Genomic DNA, 20710 nt, shown 5'->3' on the forward strand with positions numbered 1-20710 from the left:
ATTCACAAGGTTGTCCTTCTGCGCCACGGAGAGAGTACCTGGAATAAGGAAAACCGTTTCACGGGATGGACCGATGTGGATCTTTCCGAACGGGGAGTCCAGGAGGCCCACCTGGCGGGAAAAACCTTAAAAGAGGAAGGATTTACTTTCGACGTCGCCCATACGTCCGTTCTGAGACGGGCCATTCGAACCCTGTGGATCGTTCTGGATGAAATGGACCTGATGTGGATTCCAGTCTTTCGGCACTGGAGGCTTAACGAGCGGCACTATGGAGCCCTGCAGGGTTTGAACAAAGCGGAAATGGCAGAAAAATTTGGGGAGGAACAGGTCCACGTATGGCGAAGAAGTTACGATGTTCCGCCACCATCCCTTGAACGGGATGACCCTCGCTGGCCCGGACACGAAGCGAAGTACGGTTCTGTTGATTCTGCCCACCTCCCTCTCACGGAATGCCTTAAAGATACGGTAGATCGATTTCTTCCTCTCTGGCATTCAACAATAGCTCCAGACGTAACCGCGGGAAAACGGGTTATCATCGCTGCACACGGGAACAGCCTGCGGGCGCTGGTCAAGTATCTGGATGAAATTCCGGATGAGGAAATTCCAGGGTTGAACATTCCAACGGGTGTTCCCCTGGTTTATGAGCTTGACCATGATCTGAGACCCTTGCAGCATTACTACCTCGGGGATCCCGAAGCGGTGCGAAAGGCTGCGGAGGCTGTGGCCAGGCAGGGGAAAGCAGGAACCTGATGGATCAGGAAATCTCAATCAAGGGGGGCCGGGGCCCCCTTTTTTCTTGTGCGTGGATCTTCTGTTATACTTAATCCGCAGGCCTCATGTATGGTGCATGACAAGGCGGTAATGATGTTCGCAAATGCAAGGAAAACGACTGAAAAATTCCGGAGGCGGAAAAGGAGTCTGCGTCGAGGATTTTTAATTGAGTTTGACACAGCAGTTGCGGGCCTGTTTGCCGCCACAGCCGTGGGGGAGGAAGAACTGGGGATTAATAGAACAGGAGTTTTCTACCTTTGAACCGAGGCGTATCTTATCTCATCCTGATTACCTGGATTGTCATCGTTTCTGCTGGCAGCCTTCAGTGCGCGGACCAGCGGATGGCAGCCGAGCTTGATCTCGATCTGCTTCGTACCCTCCCCCGTGGGATTGTGGATATTACAGCTATTCGTGATGTTCCTCTCATTCTGGAACGTCACGAGGGAGAACAACCTCTGATTATTCTATTTGGAGGACAGGATCCGGACCCAAGTCACCCATCAACGGATTATGATCTCTACGGCCTTGCGGATCTGGATCTGGCCGGAGGAGAAGCGCTGTCGGAAGATGATACGCGGAAAGTGGTTGAGGAAATTGAAAAGTTCAGGCGTCGCCTGCCCCGGGATACGGTGATCATCCTGGAAGGGGGGGAAGGCCCGACCCTTGGCTCTGCCTATCAGAGTGCCTACCCGGACCAGGTTGCCGGTGTGGTGACTGCGGCAGGAGACCGATCAGGACCTGAACGAAGATCATCCTCAGGGACCGTAAGTGTTCAGGGGGGCGCACAACTTTCCGTGGAGAAGTGGATAGAGTCCATATCCGGAGAGATTTTTGGGATCCATCCTGCCCTTCCATCCGGTGATGGGACAAAATCAAGACCGGAAAAGGAACGAGACGATAACACCGTGAAAAAAGCGGCAATTCAGATGATGACGGCCATTGCGGTCCTTTTTGGTCTTTGACTCATTCTCTCTTTCCCGGGAGTGAAGGATGTCCAATCCCATTCGATCCACAGGCTGGGAGCGATGATCGTGACTGAAAAAAGTCCCGTTCAGCGATGCTGGGGAGAATCCCACCTCTTACTGGAAACCTACCACGACAGGGAGTGGGGCGTTCCGGTTCACGATGACAGGACGCACTTCGAATTTATGGTTCTTGATGCCTTCCAGGCCGGACTGAACTGGTTGACCATTCTCAAAAAACGTGAGGCCTTTCGGGACGCCTTCGCCGGGTTCGATCCTGCACAGGTGGCCGCCTTTACATCCGATCAGGAGGTGTCCCTGGCCAGGAACGCTTCGATCATTCGAAATCGCCAGAAGATCAGGGCTGCAGTCCAAAATGCAAGATCTTTTTTATCCATTCAGGAAGTATTCACCACCTTCGATTCATATATCTGGCAGTTTACGGGTGGAAAGTCCATCGTGAACCGATATGCCAGGATTGAGGATCTTCCCGCTCGAACGCCGGAATCCGAGGCCATGAGCTTAGATCTTTCCCGCCGTGGGTTTTCTTTTGTCGGACCAACCATCTGCTACGCGTATATGCAGGCCGCAGGGCTCGTGAACGACCATCTTGTCTCCTGTCCCCGCCATGCCGAAATTGCCGCCATGCAGGTGAACCGCTAAAGGCTCAGGGAGGCAATCTCAGTGTATAATGACGGGGTCATGTCCCAGGATTATCAACAGAACCTGACCCGGTTGATTCACACTTCCATGAACACCTTCACGGACCGTCCCTTTCTTCAGGAGGTTTCGGGGACCGGTATTACCTACGGTCAAGCGTGGGAGGCCATTACCCATCTTCACCAGCTTTTCCAGGAGATCGGGCTCAAGCGGGGCGAGAAGGTTGCGCTCCTGGGGACGAACTCCATCCACTGGGGGCTTGTCTACCTCGCCACGGTGTCCTATGGGGCGGTGATTGTTCCGATTCTTGCGAACTTTTCAGGAACCAACGTTCACAATATTTTGAACATGTCCGAGGCAAGGGCCGTCTTTGCCTCTGCAGCTCAGCTGGAAAAACTGGAAGGGGTGAAGTTTCCCCATTTGAAGCATGCCTATGTTCTGGAAGATTTCAGAGAGATCGAGATCCATCAGATTCCCGATTTGAAGGATAAGGTCCAGGAAGCCCTTCGCCAGCTGGGCCGCCAGGCAAGGAAAGTGCTTACAAAGGAGAAAAAGAATCCAAAGCTGGCCGCATTTGATCTTCCGCCCGACACCCTGGCGGCCATCATCTATACCTCGGGAACCACGGGGCAATCCAAGGGTGTGATGCTTTCGCACGGAAACCTGCTTCACAACATAAAGGCGCTGGGTACATTCTGCCTTGTTACCGCTGAGGATCGTTTTCTGAGCCTTTTACCTCTTGCTCATACCTTTGAATGCACGGTCGGCTTTCTCTTTCCACTCTCCGTCGGATCCTCAGTCTATTACCTGGAAGGGAAGCCCACCCCAACTCGCATGATGCAGGCCTTTCAGGAAGTGCGGCCTACGCTTGTTCCCGCCGTTCCGCTCATCATAGAGAAGATCTATTTTCGACGCATTAAACCAAAACTGGAATCCAATCTTGTCATGAAGGGCCTGACGAAAATCCCTTACCTGCGATCCATTTTCTTCCGCAAGGCGGTTCGGAAGCTCCATGAATCCCTGGGAGGATGTCTCCGATTGATGGCCTTTGGAGGAGCTCCCCTGAACCCCGAGGTGGAAACCTTTATGCGGGAGGGGAACTTTGCCTACCTGGTTGGATACGGGATGACGGAGTGCTCACCGTTGATCACGGCAACGACAATCGAAAAGACTCGATTTCAGAGCTGCGGGTACAGTATCGATGGGGTAAGCATCAAGATTCACCAGCCCGACCCGGAAACGGGGATTGGAGAAGTGTTTACAAAAGGGCCCAATGTTACCCGTGGCTACTACAAGAATCCTGAGGCCACAAAGAACCTTTTTGATGAGGAAGGCTGGCTGAAAACAGGGGATCTGGGATTCATAGACGCCGACAATTATCTCCATTTGAAGGGACGTTCCAAGAATGTCATCCTGGGTGCCAGCGGCGAAAACATCTACCCGGAAGAAATCGAACAGCTTCTGAACCAGGAACCCGGTGTGATGGAGTCCCTGGTGGTGAAACGAGAACCGCGTTTGCTCGCTATTATCTTTCCCGATTACGACACCCTCTACCAGGAACTGAAATTGTACGATATGAATGATGACGAGATACGGACAAAAATCAATCACTATTTCCGGGACCTGATCAAACGGATCAACCGTCACCTTCCCGACTTCTCTCACCTGAACGGGTACGAGATTCAGGAGCGGGAATTCGAAAAGACGCCGACGGAAAAGATTAAGCGCTACCTCTACCAGTAAAACAGCCCCCCTGTCCAAAGTTTAAACATGAAGGAAACGCAGGGACGCCCTTGTTTTCTTAGTCTGGTTTCGCCTTCGTGGCGGAAAAGGTGCCGCCGTCGATGGAAAGGCCGAAGATCACGCGTCGACCGGGGGATGGATATCCCAGGATGTCTTCATAGTTGGCGGAAAAGAGATTTTCCACACGGAAAAAGGGTGTGACGGTGCCCATGTCGTAGTGGAGAACGAGGTCCCAGCAGGTATAGGCACCATTCTCTTCCCGGGCGTAGGTGAGAGGGTCGATGTCGTCCCTCGAACCTACGTAACGGCCGGTCACCAGGGTCTGCAGGTTCAGGGTGGGGTGAACGGTAAGGATCAGGGACGCGGAGAGGTCCGGTCTGCGGAGTAAAGGCTGGCCGGTGTCCGTGTTTTCATGATCCAGTACGGTTACCGAAGTGCGAACTGTGGCCGTTTCTCCCCAGGCGTGGTTCCACTGGAATTCCAGACCCCGGATCCTGGAGGTTCCCATATTCTGGAATGAATACGTTGTGTAATCAAAATCGATCAGGTTGTCCAGATCGGTTAAAAAAATACGGGCTTCAAAGCGATCCGAACGCCGGATATAGATATACCCTGCATCAAAGGTGGTTCCCTTTTCAGGTTTCAGATCGTTATTACCGGAAAATGGGAATGCCAGTTCACCGACGGAGGGGGCCCGAAAGGATGTTCCGGCACTGATCTGAACGGTATGGGGTCCGGTGAAGATGGAGAACGATGCACGCGGGTGGACGGTGGTTCCGAAGGCGCTGTGGCGATCTGCCCGCACGCCGAGAGTGAGGCTGGTCATCCGGTTTGCCATTCTGGCATTGATCAGGGCGGCTTCATTGTGGATTCGTTCATTGTCCAGATTCACCCCATAAGCGGTGCGATCTGAAACATCCTCCTGGCGGGTTTCAAGACCGCCGGTTAACGTCCACCGTTTCCAGGTCGAGGAAAGGAGGGCCCGCGCAGTGGTTCTGGCTGTCGTAGTGTCCGACGAAGTATATCCCCAGGGATCATCGGGGTCAGAAAAGGTGAAGTTGGAGTACTGGTGGGTGAATTCCGTTTCTAAAAGAAAGGAATCATAAAGGCGGGTATGGAAGGGGAGAGCAAAGGTGTGCGTGCGGGTAGACATTCTGCGTTCCGGACTTGACATGCCCTCATTGTAGGGGATCCCGACCTCCTGCGTGCCAAAGCTGTACAGAAGGTTCCAGTGCTCGCCTTCAGCCTGAACCAACGCCTGAGACTGGTCAAACGTGTCATTCTCCATCATTCCGTTTTCACCGTGAGTGGAAAGATGGACCATGAAGGATCCGGTTCCAAAGGTGGCTCCGGCGTGCTGGTACCCTTTTTCTCCCAATCCAAGCCTTGCGCGAAAGCCCTCCTGAGGTCTGGAGAAAAGTTGAACGACACCCCCCACCGCATCGGAACCGTACAGGGCGGAGAAGGGGCCCCGTACAACCTCAACCCGATCGATGCCTTCCACGGGTAGAGTGGACCAGTCAAACCCGGCAAAGTAAGGAGAATTCAGGATTACGCCATTAAACATGACCAGTGTGTGATCCGATTCTGTCCCGCGGGTGAATAGAGAGGTCACTTTCCCGGGTGATCCGCTTCGGGCGGTTGTGAGTCCCGGCAGGAGACCCAGGAGGTCGCCCACGGTCTGCTCCTCGAACTGATGGAGATCTTCTCCTTCCAGAACCGTTGTCGCAGCCCCGCTTCGAAGGTCGCTATCGGGAAGAAGCGTGGCGGTAACGGTTATCACTTCTCCGAAATCGGAACCCGTGACCAAGGATGCTGAAAAGAGAAATAAGATTGCCAGATGGGCCTTCCACATCGTACACCTCCCGTGTGTATTATGCTGGACCGGCAGGTCTCCTGGCTTCCGGATCATCCTCTGCAGAGCCTTCCCGGACCTGAAACCCCTTTGGATCCTCATGGTCCAGTGGCGTTCTCTGCTTCGTTCCCGGTTACAGTGGCGGGGGCCGCACCGGAATTTAACCGGTTTCCCTTAGCCGTCCTGGTGGAACATGGATTGTCAGTTTATTCTATCGCTTCTCGTGAGGAGGAGTCAACGATAAAGTAGGGTCGATCGATGGCCCATTTATGATAGAGAGTGCCGAAGATACCCAGGGTAAGGCAGGAAAGGAGGTGAAGGCCAAACCATCCCACAGTGGTCTGGGCATCGGGGGGTTCTCCGTCACGATCGACCATTGTGAGACGGAAAAGAGCCATGCCCGCGGTCTGGCCCCAGAAGAAGGCGGGAAGCAGCATGCCAAGGCCGGCCAGAAGGAACGATTCGATAGACGCGGAAAGGATGTGCGGTAACCAGGGACTGGAGGAAAAGGTGATCCGCAGGAGGAGCAGGAGGGCTAAAAAGGTCAAAAGCCATATGGTCCCATCGAACAGGGCGGCGAGTAACCTCCGTACCGGAGACCCCTCGCGGGGCCTGGGATGGGGATGGAGGTCAACCTGGAAGGCGATTCCCGAGGATGAAAGGCCCTCTTCATGAAGCGGGAGATCAGAAAGGTCGTCTGTCATCAGCGATAAGTAATATATTTTGTGTAAATCCGGTAAAGAAGATCGACTGAATATTCCTGGTACAACTTTGCCAGACGCTGATTTTTCTCTGCCATCTGATCGTTGGGATACAGGGCCAGGGCCTCACCGAAGCTCTTTTCGGCATTGACCATGTCCTTATCCTTGAGATAGTCGATGCCCCGGTTATAGTAAGCGTTGGCCAGCAGTTCCCGAGCCTCTTTCTGTTCCGGGTATTGATCCATGAGGGCGGAGAGAACCGCGGTTACCTTTTCGTAGTTCCGATCGTTGTAAAGACCCTCTGCCTGTTTGAGAGCATCCGCAAACCCGGCAGCCCTCTGATAGGAATCGACATCTTCTGGAGGAAGCTCCTGCAAAGAGGAAGCCTGCTGATAGAGGGCCGCTGCCGTACCAAACTTATTGTCCTTCATTGCCGTTCGGGCCTGACTGAGGAGAGAATCAAAGGTCGCCTTCGCCTCCTTCGGGGGTTCCTTCGGTCTTGTTGGTGTCTGGCGATATTTTTCGATCAGTACGAGAGCCCGATTGTGCAAAGGATCGGTGGGTTCGATCTCATTTAATTTTTGAAGCGCTTCATCGACTTTGCCCAGCTGATACAGCTGTTCGGCATGTTCGATCAGGATGTCGGCCGTGAGCTTTGCCGGTTTGTCCTTGCCGGAATCGGAAGGCATAAATTTTGACACCACGATTATTGCAGCGACAATGATGATAACAGCTCCAATGATGGCTGCAAGAACCGGTGTCTTTTTCTTTCTGGGAAGTTCTTCGGGAATTTCAGCTGCAGCAGGCGGGAGGAATGATTCTTCTTCCGCCGGTTCGGCCTTTACCGCTTCTTCCACCTTGGGGGCGGCAGCGGCCTGGATACGCTGGAGATAACTTCTGGCCTGCAGGTGCTGAGGCTGATGCTGAAGAACCTCTTCGAACTTAGCTTTCGCCTCCTCCACTTTATTCTGATCGAAAAGGGAAACGGCAATCGTATAGATTTCCTCGATTTTCCGCTCCGATTCAGCCATGGCTTCTTTGGCCTTTTCGATGCGCTCATTGGCGGCCGTGGAGTTCATGTCGATCAGATAGATTCGGCTCCAGACGTCGATGGCCTCCTGGAATTTAGCGGCATGAAAGTGGTTGTCACCTTCATCGATCAGGGCCTTTATCCGATCGTCCGAGGGCTCTTCCGAGGAGTCAAAGGAAAAATCGAAGGACGAATCGGCTGCGGGTGTCGCTTCCCGGGGAGGAGGAGCGGATGGGGGTTCCGGCTCCGGCAGCTCCTGATCGCCGAATCCAAAAGAAGTTTCCAGTTCAGGTGAGGAATCGATTTGAAAATTTGCCGAATCTACGTCACCCGGACTTCCGATAGTATCAATCTGGAGATCGTCATCCGATTCTGCAGGGGGAGTCGGGGTGGAGTCTGTTTCCAGTTCAGGATCACCGGAAGGAGATGCATCGAATGCGAAGGACTGATCTTCCGGAGCGGCGGCCGGAGATTCTTTCAGAATCGTTGTCTCATCAATATCCTGGGGGACTTCAGCTTCAAAGGTCATGCCCGCTGAAGGTCCGGGACTCTCTTCAACCGTTGGCTCAAAGGAAAAGTCTGATGGGGCTTCTTCAGTTTTTTGAGTCATCTCCATCTTCTGCGTTGCCCGTTGTTTCAGACCCTGAAGATGCTGGTTCGTTTCATCCAGTTCCAGGCCGCTATGAATAAACTGCATGGCTTCCTGGGTCATGCCCTGGCTCAGAAGTTCTTCGGCCTTCTGGGTGAATTGTTTCACGAACGTCGATTTTTCCAGCTCTTCCTGCGCCCTCTGGGAAATATCGCGGGCTTCGTTGTTTCCTGGATCCTTCTGAAGAATGGTATGGCATGCCTGGATTGCGGCTTCAAAGTTGCCGCTGTTTAAAGCCTCGATAGCTTCGATCAGCGTATCCTCCGTGGATTTTGAGGGAGCTTCTTCCAGATAGGTACGCATATGGACCTCAATATCCACAGGAGCCCCGGGGTTCTGTGCCTTTGTCATGAGATCCACCGCTGGTTGAAAGAGTGGATCCAGCTTCATGATAAAGTCACACCCCACGATCACATCGTCCATCTTGCCTTCGTTGAAGAGCTTTAGCGTCTGCCGGAAGGTTGCGATGACACGATTTTTTGTTTCTTGCGGAATTTCAGCGTTACCCGGATATGCCATGTTGGTCATGGGATTATGGTATCAATTTTAGCCCGGGAGTTCAACGAGGGGCATTGTGATCGTAAATACGGTTCCCCGGGGCTTGTTGTTCTCAACATGAATTGTCCCGCCGTGGTCCTGAATCACACGGTGAACGATGGAAAGGCCAAGACCCGATCCTCTTCCCTTTGTTGAAAAGTAGGGGCGAAAGATATGTTCCCTGTCTTTCTCGGGAATACCTCTTCCTTCATCGGCGATACGAAGGATTACACCCTCTTTCGATTGGTTTCCCTGGAGGGTCACTGTCTGACCCGCACTGCAGGCCTCAACTGCATTGTCAAGCAGATTGGTCAGGGCCTGTCTCAATAGCTGGGGATCGGCCAGGATCACCACTCCCGGCTCGCAGTCCATGAGGATTGATACACCCGGCTTAATATCCTTGTACAAATCCGCTAGATTACGAAAGATCTCCTGAATATCCAATAGTCTCGGCGTTGGTGAAGGGAGGCGGGCATACTGGAGAAATCCATCCACAAGACCTTTGAGGTGATCAACTTCCTGGAGAATGGTATTGCACGTGCCCTCAATAAGGGATTCATCAGGTTCACTGCTTCGGCTTCGGAGCAGAAGCCGCTCAGCAGAGAGCTTGATTGGAGTTAGGGGATTCTTCAACTCATGGGCGATCTGCTTGGCGGCTTCCTGCCAGGTAGCCATTTTTTGAGCTCGTACAAGCTGAGTCAGATCTTCAACAACGAGAAGTTTTCCCCCGTCGGGCAGAGGAAGAATCCCAATCTCCAGGTAGGCGCCATCCAGGGTTAAACTGGATTTGCTGTGGCCATGGGTACTTTCATCCCTGGAATGGAGAAGGTCTTTGATTTCCTGAGGCAGGTCCTGCAGATTTTGAGTTTCAAGCGGGAGATTCAGGATGGCTCGGGCTGCCGGGTTGGCGTTGTTCACTTTCCCCGTGGAATCCATTGCCACAATGCCTACCGGAGTAATTTCCAGAATCTGCTGCAGCTTGGTTCTCTCCTTCAGCAGGAGGGACCGGGTTTGCTGCAGTTCTCCTGTCATCTCGTTGAATTGAGATATAAGGGTGTGCCATTCATCGGAAGGCGCCTCTTCCACGTGAACCTGAAAGTCTCCTGAAGCGACCCGCCGCGTTGCTTCCAGAAGATCCTTCAGGGGCTGTGTTAGATATCGGGAAAGGGTTGTCCCGTACCAGAGCGCACCGAATGTCATCCCCAGGGTCAATAGAACGAAGATCAGGATCCTGGTCATGGTCAGCGTGGTCTGCTCCAATCGGAGCTGGTCCAGTGCCTGTGCGGTATTCAGAACGGTCGCCCGATCTTCGCCTAGGGTTCCGTCCATCGATCGGGAAATGACGATTTCCATCAGTGCCTGTTTCTGCGGCAGGGTCAAACCAATCCGGATCAACCAGACCTGCCCCTTTTTCTCTACGAGGATGCCCTCACCGTACTGGTCGATTTCCTTAAGAAATGATCCCGGGATCTGAAAAGAGCCCTGGTTGTCCATCGGCGGCCGGACATTGGAAAAGAGAGGTCTTCGATCCTGATATACCTCTACTGCCGTAAGATCGGAGCCGGACATGTATTCGGATACGACATCCGGCCATGTCTGGGGTGATTTTCCTTTCAGCTGTAAAGTCAGTGTATGCCCGAGCTCACGAATCTCACCGGCTTCCCTGGCGGTATAAGCCTGTGCCAGGTTTCTGGATGCTTCGGCGACGGATTTCAAGTCCCTGGGAACTGAGTTTGCGTGAAGGATCAGGTCGATGGCAATGAACACAAGATAGAGAACGGGGACCAGGATCATTCCCGTCAAACTTAAGGCTACCCGGGTTCGAAGCCGGGAGGCGTAGGTTTTGCTGCGGCGTTCAAGAATGAGCTTGACAAGATAACGAATCAGGATAAAGGCAAAGATAATGAGAAGGGTTGCATCGAGGTACCAGAGGACGAAGATAAGGGCTTTATGGGTGATTAACCATCCGGGGAGAAGCTGTTCCCGGAGGATCAGGACGTAAAGCAGGGTGATTCCTGCCATGATGGCCACCAGAACGGTGAAGATCATTCGGTTGTTCTTGTGAAGAGGCTGCCGATCAGTCATAGACGACAAAGTGGGAGGAAGATACTTCATCCGTTTTTATGTCATCGGGGATGAATAGCCACTTGGTCCTGGGAAGAAGGTGCACCCAGGCTTCTATATATAACATTTCATCCAGGGCATCGGACGGGACCGTGAAAATTTCCCATCGATCCAGCTTGGTCAGGGCATTGACAGCCTCCTGCCAGTGGTGGAAGATCCGGGTGTCCACCAGCTCCCCCTTCTGGCGATAGGTCACCTGATACTCAACACGGACCGGATCGTATTTTACCGATACGGAAACGCGGGTTTTCATGACTTTCCTGTCCCGCCAGCGGGACGAATGTTCGCGTAATGTGAACCAGTAGGTGAATACGGCGGGAAGTCCCCCACGAATTCGCTCCACGACTTCCTGGGGTAATAGCGGGGTAATCGAAATCGATGCGGAAATCACCCGTCCTTCAACACTGAGTTCGAAGTGCTCAACCCTGACTTCCTCTCCCCGGGAAGAGGCGGAGAAGATAAGGCAAAGAAATACGAAGGCAAAGATTTTTCTCATCGACTCCACCTATTATATCCAAAAGAAACCCGATATTCCTCTTTCCGGCTCGTCCGGGAAGGTAGACGCAGGATTTTCATTATGGATCTCCCGGCGATGATGGGGTGTTGATCTTCACGCCTGTTATGGGTACAAATAACGGATGTGGATGGATTTTGTTGATCTATGAGGCAATTACGGCTGCGGCCGCTTGTATGATTTCCGGGTAGATAAGAAACAATCATATTGGGTTATAATATACGCATATGGATGTGAATGCCGTTGACCTGAAATACAAGGAGATCCTGTACGCATGCCTCGAGGAGATGAAAGCAACCAAGGCAGCACTGTATCTCATGGAAAGTGACGGTGACTTCCATCTTAAGACCTATTATGGATTTACAAAATCGGATCTTCTTACCGAACGTCACACCAAAGATTCTCATGTTGTTCAGCTCATAGCTCTGGAGCGAAAGCCATTCTGTTACAACAACCTGACAGAGGCGATGAATCTCGCTCCATTGTTGACCAAAGCCAACACGACCCGTATCCTGATTGCCCCCATCTATCTGGATCGGATTGTCGGGTTCCTGGATGTCCGGGATAAAGCCGGAAAGGCTCCTTTTGAAGACCAGGACCTTATTGTCGCTGACGGAATAGCCATGCGATACGGTCGCATGCTGAAACAGATAAAGCAGAAGGTTGAGGAAGATATTCACCGCTCGATCCAGAGGGATAGCATCCCGATTCCCGCCCCGGGAACCACGGAATCGATTGAAGATCTGCAGGTGCGAATCGGAGCTCTGATTACATCCCCGTCAGAACGGGTCCTCCACCCGGTTTCTCAGCCGCCACAGGAGTTTGCCCGTACTGTCCGGGCCTGTGTGGACGGATTGATGCCGATCAGGGGATTTGCCACGATGGTGGTGATCTTTCAGACAGCACGCGGCACCTTTATGATTCAGGGAGGGCGGACACCGCTCCCGGGAGGAAGCCTCCAGAAGCTGAAGGATGAAGCCGTTAGTTATGCAAAGGGTCAGGTCAGGGAGGCGGTCACAGGAGAAGGTTTTTTCTCACACCGTTACTTTCCTGAAGGTGAGCAGGCTCCCTCTTCCTCTCTACGCCGTCAGGCGAACGTTCCTGTTCTTTTAACTCCCTGGGCCCGTATCTTCTTCAGTGTCTTTTCCGAAGAGAACCTGCCCTCGGAATCCATAACGATCATCCAGGGACTCCTTCCTTCGTTCAAACGATCCCTCATGCTTGAACTTTCGATGCATCTGGAACAACAGACTCTGGAGTATCTCCTGGAAAAGTTTATCGACCCCGGTCTCGATCGGTTCAGTTCCCTGAAAATCCATTCCGTCAACGTTTCCAGGCTGGCCCATGAATTTTGCCTCCAGCTCCAAATCAATCAGATTGAGATCGATCGGATCACGACCGCCGCTCTTCTCCATGATGTAGGAATGAGAGAACTGGATTACGATAAGCTTTACCATAAGAAACGGCTCAGTGACTCGGAGCTGCAACTATTAAAACAGCATCCTAAGGTGGGTGCATATATCCTTCAGGATATTCCCTTTGCCAGCGATGTCTATTCTCTGGTTTTTTACCACCATGAGCGTTATGACGGCACAGGGTATCCGGGCCAGCTGATGGGGCAGGACATACCTCTCGGGGCCAGGATTATTCATATCATCGAAGCCTGGGATGCCATGACGTCAAGGGATTCGTACCGTCCTACACTTTCTCCGGGTCAGACAATCGAAATTTTGCGGTCGAAGGCCGGGATTCAGTTCGATCCCGACCTGGTCCAGCGCTTTATCACCTTTGTCCAGGCACGAAATCTTGTATCCGGGGAGACGGGGGGAGACACGGCCAGGTTTCAGGACACGGTTGTCAAGGAACAGCCGGTATAAATATCGCGTCTCCATTCCGGTTATCCACGACAGATGCATACGCATAAATAACCCCTCCCGATAAAACTTCAACCGTTGCCCGAACGGAATCGAAATAGCCCTCAATTTCCATATCCTCAAAGATCGGACTGATTTGAAGGTTGGAAAAGGGATGTACAGTATAGGTTTTTCTCCCAAGCTCGTTACCGTCATGGTCATAGAGGACGATCAGGAGGCTGGTTTCCGTACCTGTGACCTCCGTGAAACCGACATTGCACCGGTACTCGGCATTGTGGGTCAGGTGGGACAGGTGAATCCGGGAACCTGATGAGGACAATTCCTCCAGGGTTTTGGCAAGGACCCTCTGACCATAGGTTCCCTTTTGCGTTCCCCTGTCATTGTATATCCGGACCGTAATGGGAACAAAGGGGCCCTCCAGTATCAGGCTTCCCGAGGTGTTTCCCTCCGTGATTTCAAACCAGTCCTCCAGAACATCCTGGATAAAGAATTCCGATCCGGCCGGGAGGTGAATAGAGGTGGAAAGGGTTTCTTCTGCACTTCTGTAAGTGGCGGCAAGATCGGTATCGTATTGATACGAATTATAGATCCACAGGTCCGTCCGCCAGAGAGTGTCCTGGTTGCCCGAAGTTCGTGCCGCAACCGGGATGATGATTGCGGTTTCCAAAGAGTCTCCGGTGGGAAGGGGCTGAACGGGGATGAAGATGGCATCCCCGGTTCGATTATCCACAACCGAGGCATACGTCGATGCGCATCCTCCGGATAGAACTTCGATCCGGGCAATGGAAGAAAAGACAAGTCCCAGATCTTCCAGAGGCATCTGAATCCACTCGTAGGGCTGCAGATCTACCGAGGTGGTTCCCGATGAACTGAATACGCGAACCTGTGTGAATTCGCCGCACATCTCAGAAAATCCGATGTTCGTTCGAAAAGGATCGACGTCGTCCAGGCCCAGCAGATACCCTGTAGATCCAGATCGCATTCCTTCGCCATAGAGAGAATCTCCGGGTTGAACCGATGCAACGAATTGGCCGAAGGTGCCGTCGTCTCCGAGATCGTTATATGTACGGCTGGTTGCAATCAATGCCCTGTCGGAAAGGATCTGGAGGTTTCCGGCGGTCTTGAACGAGGATGTAAACGCACCGACGACATCAGAGAAACGCTCGCTGTGGCCCGGCTCGATCGTTCCGGAAAGCGGATGGTCCCCGCTTGCGTCACGGAACGTCAATGTATAGGGTGTGGAAGTGTCACCTGGATTGAAGAGCGCCAGGTCAGAACGCCAGTTGGTATTGTGGGCGCCTATGTCCCTCGCGACGACGGGAATGTACTCCGTGTACTCCGCCTGAGTTGCAAAACCCCATACCGGACTATCCGTGATACCACATTCGTTCCTTGCCCGGACAAACCAGTAATACGCTGTTCCAGCAACAAGATCGGCGACCGTGGTCTGAGATACATTGATCTGGCTGCGGTACAGATCCGGCGGAAAATGGGAGGAGAGATAGAGATCGTAGCTGGCTGCCCCCTGGGCCGTCTCCCAGTCCAGGATGACGGAAGGAGGGACGATTCCCGAAGCCCCATCTTCCGGGGAAAGATTTGTAAAGGTGCTCGGTGGGGCTGTGCATTGGAGTGTAGAGAAGGTCCAGGTCGGAGTGGGTGTCTGTCCGCAATTGTTGATCCCCGTTACATACCAGTAATAGGTTGCGTTGCTATCCAGGCCCGTCACATCGATTGTGGACTGGGTAATGCCGGATGTATGGAGGGGGGGGGGAGATCCCCGTCCCAGGTAGAGGTCGTAGGACGTTGCATTGTCGGGTGGGCTCCCGGCATCCTCCCAGTCCAGAGTGAAAGAGGTCGAAAGATTCAATGCACCGTCGGAAGGGGAGATGAGAGCAAAATCGGGTGGTGGACCTGTACATCCGCACAGAATGGACAATATTCCATCAATTTCTGCCACGGGGTTATCGTTGATCAGTGCATTCTGGAGGTCCAGAGGTGAAGTGGAGCCATCCGGAGCTGTATCTGAAACCGAGATATGAATCTGACAGAGCACACCTCCGCCTCCCGGGTGGGGAGACCCTGAGGATGATGCGACTGTGATCCGGTCGCCGGACACGTTCCAGAAGGGGGGAAACGAGGAAGAAAAAGGTGTGGTATTTATCGATTGGGGTGTGATCAGCTGGGGATCGAAGACGATGTCGAACTGGTAGGCCAGCATGCCTCCGGCATCGTCGAGGGTGATGTCCAGGATCTGGTCCGTGTCCCCGCAGGAAACAGAGAGAGAAGGGGCGGTAAGAGTTTGGGCGTAGAGGGAACAGGAAAGGATGGACGGGAAAAATAGTGCGGGCAGTAAAACAAGAAGGAAAAGGACCATGGAAATGTTACGGTTCATAACCACATCCTACCACAGCGGACTTTCCTGTCGTTATCGGTTTGACCCACAGTGCTCTCTGTGCTAAAATAAGCGGACTCAATATTCGTTAGAGAGGGAATTCTCTACCAACATTAGGAGGAAGTATGAAACGTTTTATCGCACTCTTTGTTACGGGTCTCTTTATTCTCGGTTGTTTCTCTCTTGTCGCCTGTCAGAAAAAGGCCGCCGAATCTCAGGAAGTGGTTGAGACCGCTCCGACACCGGCCCCTGAACAGCCCGCCGAGGAGATGACGACAGAGGAAGGCACTGCGGAAGGTGAAGCCGTTACCAGTGAAGCTCCCGCCGAGACCACCGAAGCTCCTGCGGAGGCTCCTGCCGAGGCTCCCGCGGAAGCTCCTGCGCAATAACATTCTGTTCTACGCGTAAAGGTGAACCCCGGCTCGCCGGGGTTTTTTTATCCAGGAGGAACCTATGGGTGAACCCGTCATAATTGATTTTCCCCCCAAATGGCCGAAGATTCCCGGGAAGGCAGTGTTCTGGATCCTGGGAGGTATCTTTCTGCTGATCTTTTTTGCGACTTCCTACTACCAGGTTGAACCGAACGAAACGGCCGTGATTCTTCGTTTTGGCAAGCTTCACGGAACAGCTTCGTACGGACCTCATTTCAAGCTCCCCTTTGGTATTGATCGCGTTTTCAAGGTTAAAACCGATTTTCAGTACAAGATGGAATTTGGATTCCGGACCCTGGAGGCTGGGCAACACACGCGTTACAGTCCGGAAGAATTCGACCAGGAATCGCTGATGCTCACGGGGGACTTGAATATTGCGGACGTCGAGTGGGTCGTGCAGTACCAGATCAGTGAGCCCATGAAGTACCTGTTTCAGCTTCGCAACGTTGAGGACACGATCCGCGACGTGACCGAAACTGCCATGCGTGCCGCTGTCGGTGATTTGGCCTTTGATAAGGTCATTAAATCCTCAAGAGAGACCATTGAAACGGAAGTACTGCAGAACCTTCAGGCGATCCTGAATGCCTATGATGTGGGTGTTCAGGTCAAGCTGGTCCAGCTCCAGGATGTTCATCCGCCGGATCCTGTCAAAGATTCATTCGATGAGGTGAACCGGGCCAAGCAGGAAATGGAGCAGATGCTGAACGAAGCGCAACGGGAATATAACAAGGTCATCTACAAGGTCGAAGGCGAAGCCAAGCAGATGATCAGTGAGGCGGAAGGTTACGCAGTCGCCCGCATTAACCGTGCCGAGGGTGAGGCTAAACGATTTGAGGATCTCATGAAAGAGTATCAGAGAGCCCGGGAAGTTACCCGCCAGCGGCTGTACCTCGAAGCTCTTCAGGAGGTGATGACCAAGGTCGGCAAGGTTTATGTCATCGATGCCGACCAGAAGAGCCTCATCCCCTACCTTCCGCTGGACAGGGAGGTGAAACCATGAGAACTTCCATCGTTGCCGGTGTAGTTGTTCTGGTTCTTCTTATCGCCTGTTCCTCCTGTGTCTACATTGTCAATGAATGGCAGCAGGCCATAGTGGTCATGCTGGGAAAACCCGTGGGAGATCCCGTGACGAAAGCTGGGATTCACTTCCGCATTCCTTTCTTTCAGACCGTTCACATCTTTGATAAGCGAATCCTTGCCTGGGACGGAGATCCGGAACGGATCCCCACGCTGGATAATAAGTTCATCTTTGTGGATGCTTATGCACGGTGGCAGATTTCCGATGCGCTCAGGTTTTACCAGACCGTCGTGGACGAAAGGGGTGCACAGACCCGACTCGATGATATCCTGGACGGAACGGTCCGGGACGTGATTTCGAGTTATCCCCTCGCTGAAATCGTGCGTTCAACGGGACAGACCATCGTTACAGGGGAAGAAACAAGGAATGAAGAGGGTCAGAGAAAAGAGATAACATCTCATATTTTTGAGCGCACATCGGCAAAAATTAAAGAACTGGAACTGGGGATCAAGCTGATCGATTTCCAGGTGAAGAGGATTGACTATACCTCCCAGGTTCAAGGGAAAGTTTATGAGCGTATGATTTCTGAACAGCAGCAGATCGCGGAAAAATACAGAGCTCAGGGAACGGGAGGAAAGGCTGAAATCGAGGGGCAGGTGGAGAAACGGAAGAATGAAATCGAGTCCGATGCCTACCGTCAAACGGAGGAGATCCGCGGTAAGGCCGATGCTACGGCCACTCGAATTTATGCCCGGGCCTATAATCAGGACCCGGAATTCTATCAGTTCGTCAAGAGCCTCGAAACCTACCGTCAGACCCTGAAGGGCAATGACACGCTGATCCTTACCACCAAGAGCGATCTCTATCGGTATCTGAAGAGCCTGCGCTGATCGTTCGGGCAATAACGACACCAACGGGCACGAAGCATTCGTGCCCGTTTTTCATTCACGGGGTCGGAACTTGAATGTTGAATTATAGGAAGGAAAGAGAGTCTTGAACATATGGCCAGGCCATCAGGAGCCTCCTTGAAGTCAGCCTTTCTTACGTTGTGAAGAAAATGCACCTTACCTGCACTTCCTGCAGCCAACACCTGGATCGTTGGTCCGGGCATCTCATTCAGAGTTGTTTCATTAGTTTTCTCCGGGTTGGTTCTTCCTGAAGATCCCGGTACAATACGTTTGTGTTGAGGAAAATTACTGAATTTTTTCGCGGTATCAGCCATGATACTTAGATCGAAATATTACCTCAGCGAGTGTCTGAAAGATATTCCTCTGATGTATAACCTCTGTCTCTTTATGATTCTGGATTATCCGACCTTCGACTGGGCGGCGTTGGTGAGGTTGTACAAACTTGAACTTTTTCACATGCTAGCCTTGAAGGTTCGGATGAACCTGGTCGCGAATGTCGACATGATCTACGGCCCGATCCTGGTCCTCGTCGCATACTTGATAGTGAAGTATCTCTATTTCCGCATTCGATCGAAATGCACCGTCACTCTTCTTCGAAATGCGTTGCTGCCCGTTTTCTACGGTGCAGTTCTGGCCTTCACGATCCCCCTGATCTGCCTGACACAGTCCCTTACGCTGGATGTGCAGAAATTGAATACCGGTATTGTGACTCTGGTTCTCATCGCCTGGATCCTCTTTACCCTTATTTCCGTCCGGTATGAGGAAAAGCCCGGCGTTCTGGGCGTCGGAATTGTCACGGGCAGCTGTATCCTCGGGATGGTGATCCTTTACGCAGCGACATTTCTTGTACCCAGGGGACACGCCAAGGCGTCACTGCCGGACATTATCCTTGTCGTCGTGGATGCCCTGAGGTACGACCAGGTGTTCGATTCCACGGAGAGGCTGGGAACCATCCAGACAATCGCTGATGGGGCGATGAAGTTTCACGACGTGCGGACGACCTCAACCTGGACCTGTCCCTCTGTCCTCTCCTTGTTTACAGGAATGCTTCCTCATATGCATGGTGTCGATTACGGGAATCCCTTTCCGGCAAGGAACCTGGTACAGATTCAGGATGTTTTGGCCAATGTCGGGTATCGATGCGTGTCCATTCAAACCAACCCCCTGCTATTCCGCTGGGGTGACCGTGATTTTTCGAAATCGATCAAGCGGGACAATGGAGATGCCAGATTTGTCATCGATCAGGCTATTCGATTTTTACAGGATAGCCGCGAGCCCGTATTTCAATACCTTCATTTCATGGAGCCGCATCTACCCTATAAGCATGCCGAGCAGGACATGGTATCCATCATTCCCGATCTGACCCTGGAACGGGAGCCCATACTGAACGGGTACTACGAATTACCGGAAGCGCATCGTCCATTTTTTGTCAGTGAGCTTCGTTCCGTCTACTGTAACGAATTTATGCACGTGAACCGGGAACTGGAAAGGCTGATCAACGAACTCAAGGTCAGGAATACGTTCGATCGCACCCTGCTGATCGTGATGAGCGATCACGGCGAAGAATTTTTTGACCACGGGCTCTACACGCACGGCCATTCCATGTACGATGAAGTTCTTCATGTCCCCCTGATTGTCCGGCTACCGGTGGACATGAGACATCGACAACGGGGAGAAGAGGATTGGCAACCTCGTTCCATAATCGATATCTTCCCCACACTCATGGATCTTCTTGGTATTTCAAGGGCACAGTCCAGGGAGGGAATATCGCTTCTGGAACCTTCCCCGGGTAATCGCTGGATCTATTCGGAGCAGTCTCTGTACGGTGGGGAGTTGGAAAGTGTCATTCGAAGTGATGTGAAATATATTCTTTACAGTTCTGAAGTCACCAATATTCCTCCGAAACATTACTGGACCCATACAGAAGCCCTGGCAAGAGAAGGATTCGAACTCCTGGACCTGTCCATCGATCCGATGGAGCATAACCCGATTCGGGATCCCGCCGATCCCCGGGTCTCGGCCATGGAACGGCAGAGAAGAAAGATGCTGGGAACGATTGGACAAACAAAAGTTGTTCCCGATGAAGAACAGGTGAAGGCTTTGAAATCGGTGGGGTATATCCAGTAATTCCAGGGACAAGCACGAAATGAGTTCTCCGGGTTGCAAAGAGCGTTCGTATGTACGATCCATAGCAGAGTAAGGAGGGAAATGTGAAACGATTACTCATGCTTTATTGTGGTGTGGTTTTTTTGTCCATGACAGTGGTCACGATCCATGCAAGTCTTGACAGGAATGTTTTCCTGGCGGCGGCCGATTTATGGAGTGATCCCTGGGGAAAGGCGACGCTTTTTGACACCTATTTTTCCTTTGTGGCCATCTGGTTCTGGATTGCGTGGCGCGAGAAGAACTGGATGGAACGGGTTGCCTGGTTGGTGGGGATTCTGACTCTGGGCAACTTTGCCATTGCTGTATATGTATTTCTTTCCCTCAGAACCTGTCATGGAGATCCGATGACTCACCTTTTTACGGGGAAGAGGTAAT

16 protein-coding genes and 1 riboswitch are annotated in these 20710 nt (G+C 52.4%); of the genes, 10 read left to right on the top strand and 6 right to left on the bottom strand.

Features of this window, described 5'->3' with window-relative positions; genetic code table 11:
- The 4 genes from gpmA (at position 1) to PLD04_08920 (ending at position 4136) form a co-directional block, all read left to right on the top strand.
- A complete protein-coding gene (gene gpmA, locus PLD04_08905; protein ID HXK68452.1) occupies positions 1–750 on the top strand; it encodes a 2,3-diphosphoglycerate-dependent phosphoglycerate mutase in 750 nt (249 codons plus the stop codon).
- Between the two features lie 278 nt (positions 751–1028).
- Positions 1029–1733, top strand: coding sequence for a hypothetical protein (locus PLD04_08910; GenBank protein ID HXK68453.1), 705 nt, complete (start codon positions 1029–1031; stop codon positions 1731–1733).
- Positions 1734–1796: 63 nt separating this feature from the next.
- Entirely contained in the window at positions 1797–2396 is a 600-nt protein-coding gene (locus PLD04_08915) for a DNA-3-methyladenine glycosylase I (GenBank protein HXK68454.1), read from the top strand.
- 39 nt (positions 2397–2435) lie between these two features.
- Positions 2436–4136 carry an AMP-binding protein gene (locus PLD04_08920; GenBank protein HXK68455.1) on the top strand — a complete coding sequence of 567 codons (1701 nt, stop codon included), beginning with the start codon at positions 2436–2438 and terminating at the stop codon, positions 4134–4136.
- Between the two features lie 58 nt (positions 4137–4194).
- Here the strand turns inward: PLD04_08920 and PLD04_08925 are convergent, their stop codons facing one another.
- The 5 genes from PLD04_08925 to PLD04_08945 all read right to left on the bottom strand — a co-directional run bounded on the left by PLD04_08925 (position 4195) and on the right by PLD04_08945 (position 11528).
- Entirely contained in the window at positions 4195–5991 is a 1797-nt protein-coding gene (locus tag PLD04_08925) for a TonB-dependent receptor (GenBank protein HXK68456.1), read from the bottom strand.
- 13 nt (positions 5992–6004) lie between these two features.
- A riboswitch (cobalamin riboswitch) is annotated at positions 6005–6203 on the bottom strand.
- Positions 6198–6695: an RDD family protein gene (locus PLD04_08930; protein ID HXK68457.1), complete on the bottom strand. Its 498-nt coding sequence runs from the start codon at positions 6693–6695 to the stop codon at positions 6198–6200. It overlaps the preceding riboswitch by 6 nt.
- Entirely contained in the window at positions 6695–8899 is a 2205-nt protein-coding gene (locus PLD04_08935) for a hypothetical protein (GenBank protein ID HXK68458.1), read from the bottom strand. The genes PLD04_08930 and PLD04_08935 overlap by 1 nt, the downstream gene beginning before the upstream one ends.
- An 18-nt stretch (positions 8900–8917) precedes the next feature.
- Positions 8918–10993, bottom strand: coding sequence for an ATP-binding protein (locus tag PLD04_08940; GenBank protein HXK68459.1), 2076 nt, complete (start codon positions 10991–10993; stop codon positions 8918–8920).
- A complete protein-coding gene (locus PLD04_08945) occupies positions 10986–11528 on the bottom strand; it encodes a DUF4390 domain-containing protein (protein ID HXK68460.1) in 543 nt (180 codons plus the stop codon). The genes PLD04_08940 and PLD04_08945 overlap by 8 nt, the downstream gene beginning before the upstream one ends.
- A gap of 245 nt (positions 11529–11773) precedes the next feature.
- Between PLD04_08945 and PLD04_08950 the strand changes: the two genes are divergently transcribed.
- Positions 11774–13423, top strand: coding sequence for an HD domain-containing phosphohydrolase (locus PLD04_08950; protein HXK68461.1), 1650 nt, complete (start codon positions 11774–11776; stop codon positions 13421–13423).
- Here PLD04_08950 and PLD04_08955 read toward each other — a convergent pair.
- A complete protein-coding gene (locus PLD04_08955) occupies positions 13404–15812 on the bottom strand; it encodes a cohesin domain-containing protein (protein HXK68462.1) in 2409 nt (802 codons plus the stop codon). The genes PLD04_08950 and PLD04_08955 overlap by 20 nt on opposite strands.
- Before the next feature lie 125 nt (positions 15813–15937).
- On the opposite strand from PLD04_08955, the gene PLD04_08960 reads away from it, so the two are divergent.
- The 5 genes from PLD04_08960 to PLD04_08980 all read left to right on the top strand — a co-directional run bounded on the left by PLD04_08960 (position 15938) and on the right by PLD04_08980 (position 20709).
- The gene (locus PLD04_08960) at positions 15938–16201 is read left to right on the top strand and encodes a hypothetical protein (protein ID HXK68463.1); all 264 of its coding nucleotides are present in this window, start codon (positions 15938–15940) and stop codon (positions 16199–16201) included.
- A 64-nt stretch (positions 16202–16265) separates the two neighbouring features.
- On the top strand, positions 16266–17243 hold the full coding sequence (hflK, locus tag PLD04_08965) for an FtsH protease activity modulator HflK (protein HXK68464.1): 978 nt from the start codon (positions 16266–16268) through the stop codon (positions 17241–17243).
- Entirely contained in the window at positions 17240–18151 is a 912-nt protein-coding gene (hflC, locus tag PLD04_08970; GenBank protein HXK68465.1) for a protease modulator HflC, read from the top strand. Before hflK ends, hflC begins: the two co-directional genes overlap by 4 nt.
- 384 nt (positions 18152–18535) lie before the next feature.
- Entirely contained in the window at positions 18536–20296 is a 1761-nt protein-coding gene (locus tag PLD04_08975; protein HXK68466.1) for a sulfatase, read from the top strand.
- An 83-nt stretch (positions 20297–20379) separates the two neighbouring features.
- Complete coding sequence (locus tag PLD04_08980) at positions 20380–20709, top strand: DUF1475 family protein (protein HXK68467.1); 330 nt, start codon at positions 20380–20382, stop codon at positions 20707–20709.
- Position 20710: the final 1 nt, after the last annotated feature.

Source organism: Thermoanaerobaculia bacterium (assembly GCA_035593605.1).
GTDB lineage: Bacteria > Acidobacteriota > Thermoanaerobaculia > UBA2201 > DAOSWS01 > DAOSWS01.

What these genes read in the sequence shown, in the direction of transcription:
- PLD04_08915 (HXK68454.1), top strand. Translation starts at nt 1,797, where the DNA reads ATGATCGTGACTGAAAAAAGTCCCGTTCAGCGATGCTGGGGAGAATCC.
- PLD04_08920 (HXK68455.1), top strand. Translation starts at nt 2,436, where the DNA reads ATGTCCCAGGATTATCAACAGAACCTGACCCGGTTGATTCACACTTCC.
- PLD04_08925 (HXK68456.1), bottom strand. Translation starts at nt 5,991, where the DNA reads ATGTGGAAGGCCCATCTGGCAATCTTATTTCTCTTTTCAGCATCCTTG.
- PLD04_08930 (HXK68457.1), bottom strand. Translation starts at nt 6,695, where the DNA reads ATGACAGACGACCTTTCTGATCTCCCGCTTCATGAAGAGGGCCTTTCA.
- PLD04_08935 (HXK68458.1), bottom strand. Translation starts at nt 8,899, where the DNA reads ATGACCAACATGGCATATCCGGGTAACGCTGAAATTCCGCAAGAAACA.
- PLD04_08940 (HXK68459.1), bottom strand. Translation starts at nt 10,993, where the DNA reads ATGACTGATCGGCAGCCTCTTCACAAGAACAACCGAATGATCTTCACC.
- PLD04_08945 (HXK68460.1), bottom strand. Translation starts at nt 11,528, where the DNA reads ATGAGAAAAATCTTTGCCTTCGTATTTCTTTGCCTTATCTTCTCCGCC.
- PLD04_08950 (HXK68461.1), top strand. Translation starts at nt 11,774, where the DNA reads ATGGATGTGAATGCCGTTGACCTGAAATACAAGGAGATCCTGTACGCA.
- PLD04_08955 (HXK68462.1), bottom strand. Translation starts at nt 15,812, where the DNA reads ATGAACCGTAACATTTCCATGGTCCTTTTCCTTCTTGTTTTACTGCCC.
- PLD04_08960 (HXK68463.1), top strand. Translation starts at nt 15,938, where the DNA reads ATGAAACGTTTTATCGCACTCTTTGTTACGGGTCTCTTTATTCTCGGT.
- hflK (HXK68464.1), top strand. Translation starts at nt 16,266, where the DNA reads ATGGGTGAACCCGTCATAATTGATTTTCCCCCCAAATGGCCGAAGATT.
- hflC (HXK68465.1), top strand. Translation starts at nt 17,240, where the DNA reads ATGAGAACTTCCATCGTTGCCGGTGTAGTTGTTCTGGTTCTTCTTATC.
- PLD04_08975 (HXK68466.1), top strand. Translation starts at nt 18,536, where the DNA reads ATGTATAACCTCTGTCTCTTTATGATTCTGGATTATCCGACCTTCGAC.